This window comes from Paracoccus sp. (in: a-proteobacteria) (genome assembly GCF_047605025.1).
Taxonomy (GTDB): Bacteria; Pseudomonadota; Alphaproteobacteria; order Rhodobacterales; family Rhodobacteraceae; genus Paracoccus.
The window spans coordinates 71,066-85,966 of the sequence record NZ_JASGGO010000008.1 but is presented as its reverse complement, the minus strand read 5'-3'; the positions used below and the strand labels follow the sequence as shown (position 1 = coordinate 85,966).

Annotated in this window: 12 protein-coding genes and 1 tRNA gene; 6 read left to right on the top strand and 7 right to left on the bottom strand. The window is 64.6% G+C overall.

Going from position 1 to position 14,901, the window contains the following annotated elements; genetic code table 11:
- The first annotated feature begins 60 nt into the window (after positions 1-60).
- Positions 61-531, top strand: coding sequence for an MmcB family DNA repair protein (locus QM682_RS06675; RefSeq protein WP_415128159.1), 471 nt, complete (start codon positions 61-63; stop codon positions 529-531).
- On the opposite strand, the gene QM682_RS06670 is transcribed toward QM682_RS06675, so the two are convergent.
- Positions 515-733 (bottom strand): DUF6324 family protein, encoded by a 219-nt coding sequence (locus QM682_RS06670; protein WP_415128158.1) that lies wholly within the window; start codon positions 731-733, stop codon positions 515-517. The genes QM682_RS06675 and QM682_RS06670 overlap by 17 nt on opposite strands.
- A 108-nt stretch (positions 734-841) precedes the next feature.
- Between QM682_RS06670 and QM682_RS06665 the strand changes: the two genes are divergently transcribed.
- From QM682_RS06665 to QM682_RS06655, 3 genes are all read left to right on the top strand, one after another.
- A tRNA-His gene (locus tag QM682_RS06665) sits at positions 842-918 on the top strand.
- A 124-nt stretch (positions 919-1,042) separates the two neighbouring features.
- Positions 1,043-1,498 carry a glycine zipper domain-containing protein gene (locus QM682_RS06660; protein ID WP_415128157.1) on the top strand — a complete coding sequence of 152 codons (456 nt, stop codon included), beginning with the start codon at positions 1,043-1,045 and terminating at the stop codon, positions 1,496-1,498.
- 8 nt (positions 1,499-1,506) lie between these two features.
- The gene (locus QM682_RS06655) at positions 1,507-2,166 is read left to right on the top strand and encodes a phage holin family protein (protein ID WP_415128156.1); all 660 of its coding nucleotides are present in this window, start codon (positions 1,507-1,509) and stop codon (positions 2,164-2,166) included.
- Between the two features lie 210 nt (positions 2,167-2,376).
- Here the strand turns inward: QM682_RS06655 and guaD are convergent, their stop codons facing one another.
- Genes guaD through xdhA form a run of 4 tightly spaced genes read right to left on the bottom strand, consistent with a single transcriptional unit; the run spans position 2,377 to position 8,124 of the window.
- A complete protein-coding gene (gene guaD / locus QM682_RS06650; protein ID WP_415128155.1) occupies positions 2,377-3,657 on the bottom strand; it encodes a guanine deaminase in 1,281 nt (426 codons plus the stop codon).
- Entirely contained in the window at positions 3,645-4,388 is a 744-nt protein-coding gene (gene xdhC, locus QM682_RS06645; protein ID WP_415128154.1) for a xanthine dehydrogenase accessory protein XdhC, read from the bottom strand. Before xdhC ends, guaD begins: the two co-directional genes overlap by 13 nt.
- Complete coding sequence (gene xdhB, locus QM682_RS06640; protein WP_415128153.1) at positions 4,385-6,682, bottom strand: xanthine dehydrogenase molybdopterin binding subunit; 2,298 nt, start codon at positions 6,680-6,682, stop codon at positions 4,385-4,387. The genes xdhC and xdhB overlap by 4 nt, the downstream gene beginning before the upstream one ends.
- Complete coding sequence (xdhA, locus tag QM682_RS06635; RefSeq protein WP_415128152.1) at positions 6,679-8,124, bottom strand: xanthine dehydrogenase small subunit; 1,446 nt, start codon at positions 8,122-8,124, stop codon at positions 6,679-6,681. The genes xdhB and xdhA overlap by 4 nt, the downstream gene beginning before the upstream one ends.
- Before the next feature lie 114 nt (positions 8,125-8,238).
- Here xdhA and QM682_RS06630 point away from each other — a divergent pair, with 114 nt between their 5' ends.
- The gene (locus tag QM682_RS06630; protein WP_415128151.1) at positions 8,239-9,135 is read left to right on the top strand and encodes a LysR family transcriptional regulator; all 897 of its coding nucleotides are present in this window, start codon (positions 8,239-8,241) and stop codon (positions 9,133-9,135) included.
- Positions 9,136-9,377: 242 nt separating this feature from the next.
- Here the strand turns inward: QM682_RS06630 and QM682_RS06625 are convergent, their stop codons facing one another.
- Complete coding sequence (locus QM682_RS06625; RefSeq protein ID WP_415128150.1) at positions 9,378-10,625, bottom strand: urate hydroxylase PuuD; 1,248 nt, start codon at positions 10,623-10,625, stop codon at positions 9,378-9,380.
- Positions 10,626-10,772: 147 nt separating this feature from the next.
- On the bottom strand, positions 10,773-11,657 hold the full coding sequence (locus QM682_RS06620) for a hypothetical protein (RefSeq protein ID WP_415128149.1): 885 nt from the start codon (positions 11,655-11,657) through the stop codon (positions 10,773-10,775).
- Between the two features lie 319 nt (positions 11,658-11,976).
- Here QM682_RS06620 and QM682_RS06615 point away from each other — a divergent pair, with 319 nt between their 5' ends.
- The gene (locus QM682_RS06615; RefSeq protein ID WP_415128148.1) at positions 11,977-14,766 is read left to right on the top strand and encodes a bifunctional aconitate hydratase 2/2-methylisocitrate dehydratase; all 2,790 of its coding nucleotides are present in this window, start codon (positions 11,977-11,979) and stop codon (positions 14,764-14,766) included.
- Positions 14,767-14,901 lie beyond the last annotated feature (135 nt).

Here is a 14,901-nt window from a genome sequence, read left to right as displayed (position 1 = left end):
CAAGGGGAGGTGAAAGGGAAGGGGCTTGCAGGATGTTCTTCTTTGGTTCATGTTTCGGCCATGAGCGCCCTTTCCTGCCCGACCGATCCGCTTCCACCTCGTGCGGGCCAGCGCCTGGCGCGCGGGGTCGCCCGGATGCTGCATGCGATGGGCCATGCCGCGCTTGTGGAATTCATGCCCAGCAGCGGGCTGCGGGTGGACGTGATCTCGATCTCGCCCAAGGGTGAGGTTTGGGTCGTGGAATGCAAAAGCTGCCGGGCGGATTTCGTTTCGGACGCGAAATGGCAGGGTTATCTGGAATTCTGCGACCGCTTCTTCTGGGCGGTGGACCTGGATTTTCCCGATCATCTGCTGCCCCGCGAATCCGGCCTGATCCGCGCCGACAGCTTTGGTGCCGAAATCCAGCGCATGGCGCCCGAGACGCGGCTGGCCAGTGCGCGGCGCAACCGGCTTTTGCGCGATATCGCGCGCGTCTCGTCGGCGCGCCTGCTGGCGCTCAGCGATCCCCTGGGCATCAGCCCCGAGGCTTAGGCTTTTTGCCCGGTCGCGGCCCGGCGCCGCGCGCGGCTTCGGCCGCCGCAAGCAATTCCTCGGCGATCTCCTCGGCTTCGTCGGGATCGAAGTCCAGGGGCAGATCCACGCCCTCGGCCTCGATATAGATGCGGACCATGCCCTGGTCGGTCGGGCCGATCTGGATATTCGCCGCGATGTCGCTTTCGCTGTTGATGCCCATGCCTTGGGGTCCTTGCGTTCTTTGCCTGAAGCCTGATTAGCTTGCCTGAAAATTTCCGGCAAGACGGGGGTTGCAACCCGCCATCGCCGGAGTTAAACCGCCGCCAGTGCCGCCTTAGCTCAGCCGGTTAGAGCGCTAGATTGTGGATCTAGAGGTCCCCCGTTCGAGCCGGGGAGGCGGTACCATCCTTCCGAATGCTTTATTCCAGATCCAATCGCTCAGGCGGATGATTTTTGGTTTTGCGGGGAACGAACCCCGCCATCAGCCGTTCTGAAAGTGACAAGACGATATCTTGAAAGGATAGTCATCATGGCTCAGGACAGCACCGAGGATCTGAAATCCGACGCCCGCGACGCTGCGAATGCGGTCAAGCGCGAGGCACAGAAAGCCGCCGACGATGTGCGCGACCGCGCCCGCCGCGCTGCCGATGAAGCAAGCGATGCCTATGAAGATGCGAAAAGCCGCAGCGCCGACGTGCTGCACGACATGCGCGGAAAAGGCGCTGAATTTGTCGAGAACGTGCGCAAGCGCGGCTCGGAATATGTCGATGAGGCCCGTAATCGTGGCCAGGACTATGCCGAACAGGCCCGCAAGGAAGCGCGTCGCCTTTACCGCGAGGGTGAGCGCCGCGCGGGCGAGGTCGCCTCTTATGCCGAGGATTACTATGACGATGTGTCCAGCATGGTGCGGCGCAATCCCGCCCAGGCGCTTGGTATCGCGGCGGGGGTTGGATTCCTGCTTGGCCTGATCATCTCGCGTCGCTGAGGGCCTGCATGTTTGCCTATACCCGCAATATGCAGCTTGCCCTGACGGACAAGCTGCGCCGGGCGGGGCTGATGGCCGGGGCGGGGGTCCTGTTCGCCTTGGCGGCAGGATTTCTGCTGGCGGCGGTCTGGGTCTTTCTGGCGCATAACCTGCATTGGGGGCCGCTTTGGGCCTCATTGGCGATCGGCGGCGCGCTGCTGCTGATCGGCCTGATCTGCCTGGCAGTGGCGGGCCGCGAAAAGCATCCCGTGCCCAGCACGGATGAGTTGAAGTCCGAGGTGCAGGAGCAATTGCATCTGATGGCCGATGCCGCGATGGCCAAGGCGTCGGACAAGGTCGAGGTGACCATCGGCAAGGCCGCGGACCGTGCGAGCCAGCTTCTGGACCGGGCCGAGCAGAAGGCCCATTCGATGGCCGACGATGTCAATTACCGCGCCAGCCGCTTGGCCGATGGTGCCGAGGCGCGGGTCTATGGCGCCGCGCGCAGGATGGGCGACGAGGCCGCACAGCGGCTTGGCTTCGCGGCCCGGCCGGGCGGCGAGCGGCCTTCGAACCTGCGCAGCCTCGCGCCGGTTCTGGGTGCTTTCGCGCTGGGGATCACGCTGGCCTCGCGCCTTCAGGATTGGCGCCATCAAGACGATGGCGAGGATGAGGATTGGCAGGAATAGGAACAGCCCCGCGAATGCGGGGGTTTTCCTGTTTGGGGAATGTCTGCCGAGAGGTTCGATACGGTGGCTTCCGCTTTGGGATGAGCCTGACAACCAGCGCGTCATCGCTTTGTAAAAGAGGGGCGTTCGCGGTGCCGGCGTCCGATTGCGGTGGATGAATTCGCGGGTGCGGGTGCGCGTTTCGGCGAACCGTGTCGGCGCGTGACGGGATCAGCCCGGCAGCATCGGCCGGCCGGCCACATAAGTCTGGGCCACGCTGCGATCATCTCCCATGATTTGCAGGACGAAGAGTTCCTCGGCCAGGGTCGTCGCGCGGTCCATGCGCAGCGCCATGGCCGGGGTCGCGCGGCTGTCGAGCACCACCAGATCCGCCGCCGAGCCGGGGGCGAGGGTGCCGATTTCGTCCTCCATGCCCAGCACTTTGGCATTGCCGCGCGTGGCCCAGTGGAAGGCGGCATAGGGATGCAGCTTCTGGCCGCGCAATTGCAGGATCTTGTAACCCTCGTTCAGGGTTTGCAGCATGGAATAGCTGGTGCCGCCGCCGATGTCGGTGGCGATGCCGGAACTGATGCCGCGCGCCCTGAGGCCGGCTTCGTCGAACAGGCCCGAGCCCAGGAACAGGTTCGAGGTCGGGCAGAACACCGGATGGCTGTTCGTTTCGGCCATGCGCGCGATCTCGCGCTCCTCCAGGTGGATCGAATGGCCCAGCAGGATCCTGTCGCCCAGAAGGCCGTAGGTTTCGTAGATGTCGAGATAGTCCCGCGCCTTGGGGTAAAGGCTGAGGGTAAAGGCGATCTCGCCGCGGTTTTCGGACAGATGCGTCTGGATGTGGCAATCGGGATGCTCGCGCGCAAGCTGGCCGGTCATCTCCATCTGCTCGGGCGTCGAGGTGATGGCGAAGCGGGGGCTGATCGCGTAACGCTGCCGGCCCTTGCCGTGCCATTTCGCGATCAGTGCCTTGCTGTCGTCATAGCCCTGTTGCGGCGTGTCCAGGACGCCCTCGGGGGCGTTGCGGTCCATCATCACCTTGCCCGCGATCATCGCCATGTCGCGGGCATGGGCGGCGTGGAACAGTGCCTCGGCGGATTGCGGATGCACCGAGCAGAAGGCGACGGCCGTGGTGGTGCCATGCGACAGCAGCAGGTTCAGGAAATGCTCGGCCATCCGGGGGGCATGGCCCTGTTGAGAAAAGCGCGATTCCTCGGGGAAGGTATAGGTGTTGAGCCAGTCCAGAAGCTGCGCCCCCCAGCTGGCCACCACCTGCACCTGCGGGAAATGGATATGTGTGTCGATGAAGCCCGGCAGGATCAGATGCGGGCGGTGGTCGATCTCCGGTAGCGCCGGGTCGCGCAGGTCCACGTAATCGCCGACGGTGGCGATACGCCCGTTGTCGGTGAGGATCGCGCCGTCCTGATGATAGGTGAAGGGGTTTTCGGTTTCCACCGGGTCGGCGTGAAAGGAGAGCGTGCGCCCCCGGATCAACTGTCGCATGGGTATTTGTGAAGCAAAGAAGCGGTGGATGTCAGGCGGCCGATGAGTTCGGCGGCGGTGAAGGCGGCGATGATCTCGGGGCGCTTGTCGTGGCTGTAGCCGGCGCCGATGGGGCAGGTCAGGCGACCGGTGTCGAGCCCCTGGGCGCGGGCGAAGCGGCGGAACTGCGCGAGCTTGGTCCCGCTGCCGATCATGCCGATATAGGGGGCGTCCAAGCGGCGCAGCGCCTCGGCCGCCAGGAGGAAGTCGAGGGCATGGTCATGGGTCAGGATGACGAAGCTGGTGCCGGCGGGCGCGGCGCGGATCTCGGCCTCGGGCAGGGGGGTGAGGCGGGTTTCGCCCGTGGCTTGGGCGAGTTCGCTGGCGCGCTGGTCGATCAGGATCGGGCGCAGCGGCAGCAGCGCCAGCGCGCGGGACAGCGCGCGGCCGACATGGCCCGCGCCGAAGATCAGCACCTGGGGGTGTTCGGGCGCGGCGGGGGCTTCGTCGATGCGGGTCAGCGCAAGCTCGACCCGGCCGCCGCAGCACTGGCCGATCTCGGGGCCCAGCGGCACGTCCATGGTGGCGCCGGCCTCATCGCGCGCGAGCATCTGGCGGGCGCGGTCGATGGCCATGTATTCCAGTTGTCCGCCGCCGATGGTGCCCTGGACGGTCTGCTGGGTCACGATCATCGCGGCCCCGGCCTCGCGCGGGGTCGATCCCCGCGCACGGGTGATCCGCACCCGGATCATCGCAGTTTCTCGATCGCCATCAGCACGCGCTCGGGCGTCGCCGGGGCGTCGATGCGGGGATTTTCGCGGTAGCCGTTGAAGCTGGCCACCGCCATGTTCAGCGCCTGGAAGACCGAGATTCCCAGCATGAAGGGCGGCTCGCCCACGGCCTTGGACCGCTTGATCGTGCTTTCGCGGTTCACCGACCAGTCGGCCAGCCTGACATTGAAGATCTTGGGTCGGTCCGAGGCCAGCGGGATCTTGTAGGTCGAGGGCGCATGAGTGCGCAGCCGCCCCTTCTGGTCCCACCACAACTCCTCGGTCGTCAGCCAGCCCATGCCCTGGATGAAGGCGCCCTCGACCTGGCCTTTGTCCAGCGCCGGGTTCAGGCTGCGGCCCACGTCATGGATCACATCGGCGCGCTCGACCACATATTCGCCGGTCAGGGTGTCGACCGAGACCTCGGCGCAGGCGGCGCCATAGGCGTAGTAATAGAACGGCCGGCCCTGCCCGGTATCGCGGTTCCAGTGGATCTTTGGCGTCTTGTAAAAGCCCGCCGCCGAAAGCTGGATACGGGCCATATAGGCCGATTTGATGAAGTCGGCGAAGGGGATCTCGTCATCCGCGATCCGCACCGTCTCGCCGATGGTGACGAGATCGGGATCGACGCCCCGGCCTTCGGCGGCGAAGGCTTTCAGCCGGGCCAGCAACTGTTCGCAGGCATCGAGCGCGGCCATGCCGTTCAGGTCGGTGCCCGAGCTTGCCGCCGTGGCCGAGGTATTGGGCACCTTTTCCGTCGTGGTCTTGGTGATCCTGATGCGGTCGATATCGACGCCCAGAGCCTCGGCCACGACCTGGGCGACCTTGGTGTTCAGGCCCTGGCCCATCTCGGTCCCGCCATGGTTCAGGTGGATCGAGCCGTCGGAGTAGATATGGACCAGCGCGCCGGCCTGATTATACCAGGTCGCGGTGAAGCTGATGCCGAACTTGACCGGAGTGATGGCGATGCCCTTGCGGATGGCGCCGCCGCGGGCATTGAATTCCAGCACGGCGCGGCGGCGGGCATGGTAGTCGGCGGACGCCTCCAGTTCCTCGAAGATGCGCGGCAGGATCTGATCCTCGACCTCCTGATGATAGGGGGTCAACTGGCCGTTTTCATAGAGGTTCAGCTTGCGGATTTCCAGCGGGTCGCGGCCGAGCGCATAGGCGATATCCTCGACCACGCGCTCGGCCATGATCACGCCCTGCGGGCCGCCGAAGCCCCGGAACGCCGTGTTCGAACAGGTGTTGGTGCGCATCGGATGGCTGCGCAGTTCCACCGCCGGATAGTAATAGGCGTTATCGGCGTGAAACAGCGCCCGGTCCGTCACCGGACCCGAGAGATCCGCCGAAAAACCGCAGCGGGCATAGAAATCGGCGTCCACGGCGTGGATCCTGCCGGTTTCGTCATAGCCCACGGCATAGTCGATGACGAAATCATGCCGCTTGCCGGTGATCTGGAAATCGTCGTCGCGGTCGGGGCGGATCTTGACCGCGCGGTTCAGCTTCTTGGCGGCCAGCGCGGCGGTGACGCAGAAGACGTTCATCTGCGATTCCTTGCCGCCGAAGCCGCCGCCCATGCGCCGCACCTGCACCACCACCGCGTTCGAGGGCACGTCCAGCACATGCGCGACCATGTGCTGGACCTCGCTTGGGTGCTGGGTCGAGGTGTTCACGATCACCTCGTCATCCTCGCCGGGAATGGCGAAGGCGATCTGGCTTTCCAGGTAGAAATGCTCTTGCCCGCCGACGGTCAGGCGGCCGGTCGTGCGCAGGGGCGCGCGGTCCATCCCGGCCATGTCGCCGCGCTTGAGCTTCAGCGGCTTGGTGACATAGCCCATGCCGGCGTCGCGGGCGCCGATCGCGTCCAGCGCATGGGGCAGTTCCTCATATTCCACGCGGGCCAGCTTGCAGGCGCGGCGGGCCTGGTCGCGGGTCTCGGCGATGACGGCGAAGATCGGCTGGCCCAGGAACCGCACCACCGGGGTGGCGAAAACCGGGTCGTCGTGCAGGCCGCTTGGGCTGATGTCGTTCTCGCCCGGAATATCCTCGGCGGTCAGGACCAGATGCACGCCCGCAGCCTTGCGCACCTCGGAGAGGTCCATCGAGACGATCCGGCCATGCGCGACCGAGGACAGGCCCAGATAGCCGTGCAGCGTGCCCACAGGCTCCATCAGGTCGTCGGTGTAATCCGCCTGGCCGGTCACATGCTTGACCGCCGAATCGTGGATGATCGACGTATGGGCGGCGCCCTTGACGAAAACGTCCTGTTTCATTCGGCCCTCCGAAGGCGATGCTCGGCGCCGGACTGTTCAAGCCAGAAGCGGCGGAAGAAATTGGCGGCAAGGGTTTGGCGGTATTCGGCGCTGGCCCGCCAGTCGCTGAGCGGCTGGAAGTCGTTCGCGACGGCGCGGGCGGCGGCCTCGAAGGTCTCGGCGGTGAAGGGCTGGCCTTTCAGCGCGGCTTCGGCCTGGGTGGCGCGCCTGGGAGTCGCGGCCATGCCGCCGAAGGCCACGCGGGCGCAGGTGATCGTGGTGCCGTCGGTTTCCACCCGGAAGGCGGCGGCCGAGGCGGTGATGTCGGCATGGTGGCGCTTGCTGACCTTGTAGGCGGCGATGCGCGCGTCGCCCTTCAGCGGCACGGTGATGCTTTCGACGAATTCGCCGGGGCGGCGGTCCTGCTTGCCATAGGCGATGAAGTAATCCTCGACCGCGATGTCGCGCGTGCCTCCGGCGCCGCGCAGGCGCATCGAGGCCCCCAGTGCGATCAGCAGCGGCGGCGTTTCCCCGATGGGAGAGCCGTTGGCCACATTGCCGCCGATGGTGCCGGCATTCCTGACCTGCCAGCCGCCGATGCGGCGCCAGTAATCCAGCGCCTCGGGGAAATGGGCCAGCACGAAAGGCTCGAATTCGGAATAGGTCACGCCGGCGCCGATGGTGATATGGCCCGGCGTGATCTGGATCTGCTTGAGATCCGCCAGATGGCCGATGAACACGGCCGGAGAGATGTCGCGCAGGAATTTCGTCACCCAAAGGCCCACATCGGTCGCGCCGGCGACGATGGTGGCCTTGGGGTTTTCGGCCAGCACCTGGGCCAGATCGGCGGCGTCGCGCGGCAGGATGGCGCGATCCGGGCCGCGGGCGAGCTCGACCCGCTCGCGCGGGATGGCTTGCAGCGCCGCCGTCACGCGATCCCGTTCGACCGTCAGGGCGTCGAAGTTCTGCCCGCCCGCCTGCGAGGCCGCGAAGGCCGCCGTCACGATCGGCTCATAGCCGGTGCAGCGGCACAGATTGCCTTGCAGCGCGGTCTCGATCGCCAGCATGTCGGGACGCGGATTTTGCATCCAAAGCCCGTAAAGCGCCATGACGAAGCCCGGCGTGCAGAAACCGCATTGGCTGCCGTGATGTTCCACCATCGCGGCCTGGACCGGATGCAGCCCGCCGTCGCGGCCGCGCAGATGTTCGATGGTCACGACATGGCAGCCGTGGCACGAGGCCAGGAACCGGATGCAGGCGTTGATCGGCTCGTAATGCATGGCGCCGTGATGCAGCCGGCCGACCAGCACCGTGCAGGCGCCGCAATCGCCCTCGGCGCAGCCTTCCTTGGTGCCGGTCAGGCGGCGGTTCAGGCGCAGGAAATCCAGAAGCGTGTCGCGCGCGCCGGCCTCGGTCAGGCGGATTTCGGTGTCGTTCAGAAGAAAACGCAGTTCGCCGCTCATTGGTCCTCGCTGGTCGCTGGGATGGGAAAAAGCCTAGATGCGTTTTGCCCTTTGCGAAATGATTGTTTGAGCATAAGACTTTCAGCCATTCCTTGAAAGAGGCGGGTAAGCGCCGTGCCATATCTTGAAAGTCTGCGTGTTTTCGTGCGCGTGGTCGAGTTGGGGTCTATTACCGCCGGAGGGCGGGATCTGCGTATGTCTCCGGCAGTTGCCTCAAATCGCATCAAGGATCTTGAGACGCGCTTCGGTGTGCGGCTGCTGAACCGCACGACTCGCAAGCTGGTTCCGACCGAGGTGGGCCGTGCCTTCTATGACAGCGCGCGCCGGGTGATCGAGACATTGGACGAGGCCGAGGCCGTCGTCTCGGGTTTTTCGGGCATGCCGCACGGCGCCTTGCGGGTGACCGCGCCGCTGGGCCTGGGACGGCGGCTGATCGCGCCCCTGGTGCCGCGTTTCTGCGATGAATATCCGGGGGTCGAGATCCGCCTGCGCCTTTCGGACCGGAATGTGGACATCATCGCGGACGGGATCGACCTGGCCTTCTTCCTGGGCGAGCCACAGGATTCGGCGCTGAAATGGCGCCGTATCGCGGAATGCCGGCGGGTGCTGGTGGCGACGGAGGATTATCTGGCGCGCAGCGGCACGCCCCAGCGCCCCGAGGACCTGGTCGGGCATAACTGCCTGTTGCTGCGCTATCCGCGCAGCCCGGAATATTACTGGGTGCTGCAAACCGCCGAGGGGCCGATGAAACTGCTGGTCAACGGCCGTTTTGACGCTGATGACGGCGATGTGCTGACCGATTGGGCACTGAAAAGCCGAGGCATCGCCAACCGTCCGCATTATGAGGTGGCCGAACACCTGGCGGCGGGGCGCCTGATCGAGGTCCTGCCCGAATCCCGCCCCCTGCCGGCGCAATTCGGCGTGCTGACCCCGCATCGCCGTTTGCAGGATCCCAAGGTGCGGCTGTTCGCGGATTTCATCGCGCGCGAGACGCGCGGGCATTTCGACTAGCGCGCCAACCGGCGGGGCAACATTCGAAAAGAGAGTGATTTTCCCTGACGCGCGATGGGGGTAGGGACGCCTTGTCTGGGATCTGGCCCAGTGCCCGCGCGATCTTGAAGCCCGCGCTATCTTGAAGAGGGAGCGGGTCCGCGCGGCGGTTCCGGTCAGGCGGGTGCGATGGCTGGGAGGAGGAAGGTCTTCGGCGGCATTGCCCCGCGCGATTCGGCGCGGCGGGTGGGCCGTCTAGCGGGTCAGTTCCAGGCGAAGCTTTTCGGCAGGGCGCGATACCAGTCCACGATCGCCTTGCGCTCTTGCGGTTCCATGAAGCTGGCATTGGCGGGGGGCATGGCATTGGTCAGCCCGGCCTGAATATAGATCTCGCGCGCTGCGCGGGTGATGTCGTCGGGCGTTTCCAGCAGCACGCCCTTGGGGGCGGTGTGGATACCCTCATAGCTGGGCTCGCGGGCGTGGCACATGCTGCAACGGCCCATGACGGCGCCAAAGGCGCCGTTCCAGCCGGGGGTGTCGATCATCGCCTGCTGCGTGGGGGTCAGGACGCGGGCCTCGGCCTCTTCCAGGGTCTGGCGGAACATCGGCGCGGTCGAGAGCCACATCACGATGATGAACAGGATCGTGGTGACAGCCCAGGTCCACCATTTCATGGCGCCGGTCGCATGCATGCTGTTGAAGAAATGCCGGATGGTCACGCCCATCAGAAAGATCAGCCCGGCGATCACCCAGTTGTAGTTCGACGCGAAGGCCAGCGGGTAATGGTTCGACAGCATCAGGAAGATGACCGGCAGCGTCAGGTAGTTGTTATGCGTCGAGCGCAGCTTGGCGATCTTGCCGTATTTCGGATCGGCCGGGCGGCCCGCCTTGAGGTCGGCGACGACGATGCGCTGGTTCGGCATGATGACGAAGAACACGTTCGCCGTCATGATCGTGGCGGTGAAGGCGCCCAGATGCAGCATGGTGGCGCGGCCGGTGAAGACCTGGTTATAGCCCCAGCCCATCACCATCAGCAGCGCGAACAGCAAAAGCATCAGCAGCGTCGGCGTCTCGCCCAGCTTCGACTTGCACAGGTTGGTATAGACCAGCCACCCGACCGAAAGCGAACCGGCCGAGATCAGGATCGCCTGCCAGGGCACCAGTTCCATCTTGGCGGGGTCGATCAGGAACAGTTCGGACCCGACCCAATAGGTGACCATCAGAAGCGCCGCCCCCGAAAGCCAGGTCGCATAGCTTTCCCATTTGAACCAGATCAGGTGATCGGGCATGCGCTCGGGTGCGACCAGGTATTTCTGGATATGGTAGAAGCCGCCGCCATGAACCTGCCACTCTTCGCCATGGGCGCCGGCGGGAAGGCCGGGCACCTTGCGCAGGCCCAGGTCCAGCGCCACGAAATAGAAGGACGAGCCGATCCAGCAGATGGCGGTGACGACATGCGTCCAGCGGATGGCAAAGGCGAGCCAGTCCCAAATAACGGCGAAATCGGACATAAAATGCTCCTGTCTAGCTGGAAAGGGCTTAACCCATCGGGCTGATTGCCGAAAATTGGCGGAATTGCCTTGGCTGTCTCAAGATTACGTTGAAAATCTTTCAGCGGGAAGTGGGGGTGAGAGGCCGGGTTGCCCGTTCCTTGGGCGTCATGATGCCAGAACGCGCAGATTGCGCGGGTCCAGGGCGGCCTCGCCGCAATGCAGGTAAAGGCAGGGGCTGGCGGGATAATCCAGGCAGAGCACATTCGCGCAGTCAAGCCGGGGCGCGCCGCGCATCTTGTAATGCCCGGCGAAAACCGGCGGCGCGTCGGCAGGATAGCGGGGCGCGGTCAACTCCGCCGGGACCGGATCGTCGGGCAGGTCCAAGGGGTCGGGGATCGAAAGCGCCTGATCGCGCCAGGTCGGCCCGCCGCTCCACCAGGACAGGCGCACCTGCCGGCGGCGATTGCCCTTGTGATCCAGAAACCCCTTCCAGCCCGGCACGGTCGCCTCGGGGCCCGAGACCAAAAGCTTGACCGCCCGACCGAAATCCGTCGATTCGGAGGCGATTTCGGGCAGGTCCTCGGGCTGCAAGCGGGCATCGGGTCGGCGCGCGCGGATGGTGCGGACGGCGGCATCGGACCAGCAGGCGTGGACCAGGCGAAAGCTTCCCGCATCGCGCCACAGCGGCAGGGCGCGCAGGAACCACCCGGTCCAGTCCAGGGCCTGGGGCGTCTCGATCCCGAATTGCTGGATGAAGCTTTGATGCTGCCCCAGGTTCTTGGCGCTATGTGGGCGCAGGAAGGCGCCGGCGGTATCGCGGCGGTGGAACAGGATCGCGTTCAATTCGTGATTGCCCATCACCGCCAGCGCGCCGTGATCGTCGATCAGGTCGCGCACCCTGCGCAGCACGGCAAGATCGCCATCCGCCGGCGCGCCCGGAAAGGCGTCGATGAAATCACCCAGAAAGGCCAGTCCGCCGGCACCGGCGGCGGCAAGGCTGGCATCAAGGCGGCGGGGGTCGGCGTGAAGGTCGGGGATGATCGCGCGCATGGGTGCCTGTCGGGTAGCCTTGGGCGCATTTGCCGCCATGCGCCCGGCCCGGTCAATCGCCCAAATCCCTTGGGGTGAACGAAAAAGGGGCGTATCCGGCGATTTTCAACCATGATGCCGGCCCATGTCCTTGGCGCCATGCGGACGCAAAAGAAGGAAACCGCTCGCGACGATGGATGATCCGTGCAATCCTTCACGAACCTCTTGCCAGCGCAGCGCGCTTGGTATACATCTGCATACAATTAGCTTGCCGCCGCTCGCCAAAATTCTTAACGACGGTGTTTCGGCTTAAACCCAGCCCTGAATCCTAGGGATCGTCATGAGCTTGTACACGGACTACCTCACCGAAATCGAAACCCGCGAGACGCAGGGCCTGCATCCCAAGCCCATCGATGATGGCGCGCTGGTGCAGGAACTGATCGCGCAGATCGAGGATAGCGGCAGCGAATATCGCAAGGATTCGCTGGAGTTCTTCATTTACAACACCCTGCCCGGCACGACCAGCGCCGCGGGGGTGAAGGCGAAGTTCCTGAAGAGGATCGTCCTGGGCCAGGCCCTGGTCCCGGAGATCACCCCGGCCTTCGCCTTCGAACTGCTTTCGCATATGAAGGGCGGGCCTTCGGTCGAGGTTTTGCTGGATCTGGCGCTGGGCGATGATGCCGCCATCGCCGCCCAGGCGGGCGAGGTGCTGAAAACCCAGGTCTTCCTTTACGATGCCGACATGGCGCGCCTGGCGGATGCCTACAAGGCCGGCAATGCCGTCGCCGCGGACATCCTGCAAAGCTATGCCAAGGCCGAGTTCTTCACCAAGCTTCCCGAGGTCGAGGACGAAATCAAGGTCGTGACCTATATCGCCGCCGAGGGCGATATCTCGACCGACCTTCTGTCGCCCGGCAATCAGGCGCATTCGCGTTCCGACCGCGAGCTTCACGGAAAATGCATGATCTCGCCCGAGGCGCAGGCCGAAATCGTGGCGTTGCAGGCGCAGCATCCCGACAAGCGCGTGATGCTGATCGCGGAAAAGGGCACGATGGGCGTGGGTTCCTCGCGCATGTCGGGGGTGAACAACGTCGCGCTTTGGACCGGCAAGAAGGCCAGCCCCTATGTGCCCTTCGTCAACTTCGCCCCGGTCGTCGCGGGCACCAACGGCATCTCGCCGATTTTCGCGACCACGGTGGACGTGACCGGGGGCATCGGCCTGAACCTGAAAAACTGGGTCAAGAAGGTCGATGAGGATGGCAAGCCTATCCTGAACAATGACGGCAACCCGATCCTTGAACAGAAATACTCGGTCGAGACCGGCACCGTCCTGACCATCGACGCCAAGGACAAGAAGCTGCGCGACGAATCCGGCAAGGAGCTGGTCGATATCGCCGCCGCTTTCACGCCCCAGAAGATGGAGTTCATGAAGGCCGGAAGCTCCTATGCCATCGTCTTCGGCAAGAAGCTGCAAACCTTCGCCGCGCAGACGCTGGGCGTCGAGGCCACGCCGGTCTTTGCCCCTAACAAGGAGCTTTCGGTCGAGGGCCAGGGCCTGACCGCGGTGGAAAAGATCTTCAACCGCAACGCCGTGGGCGTGACGCCGGGCAAGGTGCTGCATGCCGGCTCGGACGTGCGGGTCAAGGTGAACATCGTCGGCTCGCAGGACACCACCGGCCTGATGACCGCCCAGGAGCTTGAGGCGATGGCCGCGACGGTGATCTCGCCCATTCTGGACGGGGCCTATCAGTCGGGCTGTCACACGGCCTCGGTCTGGGATAAAAAGGCGCAGGCGAACATTCCCAAGCTCATGTCCTTCATGAACAATTTCGGCCTGATCACCGCGCGCGACCCCAAGGGCGTCTATCACGCGATGACGGACGTGATCCACAAGGTGCTGAACGACATCACCGTGGACGACTGGGCGATCATCATCGGCGGCGACAGCCATACCCGCATGTCCAAGGGCGTGGCTTTCGGCGCCGACTCGGGCACCGTCGCGCTGGCGCTGGCCACGGGCGAGGCGACCATGCCGATCCCGCAATCGGTGAAGGTCACCTTCAAGGGCAAGATGCAGCCGCATATGGACTTCCGCGACGTGGTTCATGCGACCCAGGCGCAGATGCTGAAGCAATGCGGCGATAACGTCTTTCAGGGCCGCGTGATCGAGGTGCATATCGGCACGCTTCTGGCCGACCAGGCCTTCACCTTCACCGACTGGACCGCCGAGATGAAGGCGAAAGCCTCGATCTGCATTTCGCAGGACGACACGCTGATCCAGTCGCTGGAGATCGCCAAGTCGCGCATCCAGATCATGATCGACAAGGGCATGGACAATGCCGCTGGCACGCTGCGCGGCCTGATCGCCAAGGCCGATGCCCGCATCGACGAGATTCGCTCGGGCGAAAAGCCGGCCCTGGCCCCCGATGAGAACGCGAAATATTTCGCCGAGGTCGTCGTGGACCTGAATCTGATCGACGAGCCGATGATCGCCGACCCGGACGTGAACAACAACGACGTGTCGAAACGCTATACCCATGACACGATCCGCCCGGTCTCGTATTACGGGGGTGCCAAGAAGGTCGATCTGGGCTTCGTGGGGTCCTGCATGGTCCATAAGGGCGACATCAAGATCGTCGCGCAGATGCTGAAGAACCTGGAAAAGGCCCAGGGCAAGGTCGAGTTCAAGGCGCCGCTGGTCGTCGCCGCGCCGACCTACAACATCATCGACGAATTGAAGGCCGAGGGTGACTGGGAGATCTTGCAGAGATATTCCGGCTTCGAATTCGATGATCTGCTGCCGAAAAGCAGCGCGCGGACCGAATACGAGAATATCCTGTATCTTGAGCGTCCCGGCTGCAACCTCTGCATGGGCAACCAGGAAAAGGCGGAAAAAGGGGACACGGTGCTGGCCACCTCGACCCGCCTGTTCCAGGGCCGCGTGGTGGAGGACAGCGCCCAGAAAAAAGGCGAATCGCTTCTGGCCTCGACCCCGGTGGTGGTGCTGGCCGCGATCCTGGGCCGCACTCCTTCGGCCGAGGAATACAAGGCGGCGGTCGAAGGTATCGACCTGACCACCTTCGCCCCGCCGCTGGAAGTGCCGGGCACGGCGCGTTCGATCCATTTCTAAGGAATTTGGCGGCCCTTTCGGGGGCTGTCCCGCAGATCGGAAAAAGGGGCGGCACCGGCTGCCCCTTTTTTCATTCGCTTCCCGACCGGGTGCGAACCTATCCATGAACCGACCGTTCGGATTTTGATTGACCGC

Bases quoted from the DNA above. Each gene is read 5' to 3' on its own strand.
- QM682_RS06675 (WP_415128159.1), top strand. From the start codon at position 61: ATGAGCGCCCTTTCCTGCCCGACCGATCCGCTTCCACCTCGTGCGGGC.
- QM682_RS06670 (WP_415128158.1), bottom strand. From the start codon at position 733: ATGGGCATCAACAGCGAAAGCGACATCGCGGCGAATATCCAGATCGGC.
- QM682_RS06660 (WP_415128157.1), top strand. From the start codon at position 1,043: ATGGCTCAGGACAGCACCGAGGATCTGAAATCCGACGCCCGCGACGCT.
- QM682_RS06655 (WP_415128156.1), top strand. From the start codon at position 1,507: ATGTTTGCCTATACCCGCAATATGCAGCTTGCCCTGACGGACAAGCTG.
- guaD (WP_415128155.1), bottom strand. From the start codon at position 3,657: ATGCGACAGTTGATCCGGGGGCGCACGCTCTCCTTTCACGCCGACCCG.
- xdhC (WP_415128154.1), bottom strand. From the start codon at position 4,388: ATGATCCGGGTGCGGATCACCCGTGCGCGGGGATCGACCCCGCGCGAG.
- xdhB (WP_415128153.1), bottom strand. From the start codon at position 6,682: ATGAAACAGGACGTTTTCGTCAAGGGCGCCGCCCATACGTCGATCATC.
- xdhA (WP_415128152.1), bottom strand. From the start codon at position 8,124: ATGAGCGGCGAACTGCGTTTTCTTCTGAACGACACCGAAATCCGCCTG.
- QM682_RS06625 (WP_415128150.1), bottom strand. From the start codon at position 10,625: ATGTCCGATTTCGCCGTTATTTGGGACTGGCTCGCCTTTGCCATCCGC.
- QM682_RS06620 (WP_415128149.1), bottom strand. From the start codon at position 11,657: ATGCGCGCGATCATCCCCGACCTTCACGCCGACCCCCGCCGCCTTGAT.
- QM682_RS06615 (WP_415128148.1), top strand. From the start codon at position 11,977: ATGAGCTTGTACACGGACTACCTCACCGAAATCGAAACCCGCGAGACG.